Genomic DNA, 1,750 nt, shown 5'->3' with positions numbered 1-1,750 from the left:
GTCACTTATTTATGGTGTGTTTTGCTGAAAGTTTTATACATGAAAACTACAGAGACTGTCGCCTGGATGGCCGGCAGTTTTTTTTATTTGTTCAGTGTGTGTTTCCTGAAAAAATCAACTTGCAGGAATCCATGCACTCGTGTTATGGTTTGAACGATTATATTATAAATAGGGGTGTCATCATGCGTTTAAGAAATAAACCTTGGGCTGAAGACCGTTTGAATGATTTTCCACAATATGTAATTCATCAGCCAGTGAGCCATAAAGGTAAATGGCATGAAGTTTTCGGTAACGATAATCCGTTATATATTGAGGTGGGTACGGGAAAAGGCCGTTTCATCACAGAAATGGCAAAAGCCCATCCTGATGTGAATTTCATTGGAATTGAAGTATATGGAAGCGTCATTGTAGCTGCTTTGGATTTGCTGATTGAAGCGGATGTTCCAAATTTAAAGCTGTTGAATGTTGACGCAGCAAACTTAGGGGACTATTTTGCAAAAGGAGACGTGGACCGCGTCTACTTGAATTTCTCTGATCCATGGCCGAAATCACGTCATGCAAAACGTCGGTTAACATATAAGACCTTCCTTGAAGTATATGAAGGCATCCTTCCAGACAAAGGCGAGATCCACTTCAAGACGGATAACCAAGGGTTATTCGAATCTTCCTTGAAAAGTATTTCCGAGTACGGCATGCTTTTGAAATATGTAAGCCTTGATCTTCACAATAGCAGTTTTGAAGGCAACATCATGACTGAATATGAAGAAAAGTTCTCGAGTAAAGGCAACCGGATATACAGATTGGAAGCAATGTTCCAATAATCATCAACAGAAACCAACCAGGTGCACAGCATCTGGTTTTTTTTGTTCATGCGGTGTATTCCGTTCAGGAGGATGACTTGATTGTTATCGATTTCAATATATGGAGGTGGGTGTTAAAATAAAGGGAGAGGAGGGGTAAAATGGAAACGATGCAAATAGGGGAAATTAAATTAACATGGTTGAATGGCGGTGTGACTCACTTGGATGGCGGTGCGATGTTTGGTGTTGTACCGAAACCGCTTTGGGCCAAGAAGTATCCTGTTAACGAAAATAACCAAATCGAGTTACGCACGGATCCGATTTTGGTACAGGCCAATGGATTGAATATGCTTATAGATTCCGGTATCGGCAATGGAAAGCTGAATGACAAGCAGAAGCGGAATTTTGGGGTGACGGAGGAATCCAATCTTGTCGAAGATCTTGGCAGACTTGGGATTCAGCCAAATGATATCGATTACATTTTAATGACCCATCTACATTTCGACCATGCCTGCGGTTTGACGAAACGTGAAGGTGAAACTTGGGTGCCTGTTTTCGAGCGGGCAGAAATCATTACGACCCAAACAGAATGGGTGGAAATGAAAAACCCGAATATTCGTTCAAAAAGTACATATTGGGCAGAAAACTGGGAGGCTGTCGCTTCTCTTGTACGCCCTTTTGAAGGTGAGCAGGAAATTACGGACGGCATTAAAATGATCCATACCGGTGGGCATAGTGATGGTCATGCTATCATCATCATTGAGGATGGTGGGGATAGACTGATTCACATGGCAGATATCATGCCGACGCACGCACATGCGAATGTCCTCTGGGTCCTCGCTTATGACGATTATCCCATGACTTCCATTGAAGCAAAGGAAAAGTGGATGAAATCCGGACTGGAAAATGGGTCCTGGTATAGCTTTTACCATGATGCCCAGTACTGTGCC

Annotated in this window: 2 protein-coding genes; both read left to right on the top strand. The window is 42.5% G+C overall.

Annotation, left to right across the window (positions count from 1 at the left end):
* Positions 1 to 182: 182 nt before the first annotated feature.
* Complete coding sequence (gene trmB, locus ACFVSH_RS26295; RefSeq protein ID WP_192206097.1) at positions 183 to 821, top strand: tRNA (guanosine(46)-N7)-methyltransferase TrmB; 639 nt, start codon at positions 183 to 185, stop codon at positions 819 to 821.
* A gap of 140 nt (positions 822 to 961) precedes the next feature.
* A partial coding sequence (locus tag ACFVSH_RS26290; RefSeq protein ID WP_387708749.1) for a YtnP family quorum-quenching lactonase occupies positions 962 to 1,750 on the top strand: 789 nt, incomplete at its 3' end.

This window comes from Peribacillus sp. NPDC058002 (assembly GCF_042886655.1).
In the GTDB taxonomy this organism is placed as follows: Bacteria; Bacillota; Bacilli; order Bacillales; family DSM-1321; genus Peribacillus; species Peribacillus aracenensis.
This window is presented reverse-complemented; position numbering and strand designations above follow the sequence as displayed.

Excerpts from the sequence above, each read along its gene's own strand:
- trmB (WP_192206097.1), top strand. The coding sequence starts at position 183 with ATGCGTTTAAGAAATAAACCTTGGGCTGAAGACCGTTTGAATGATTTT.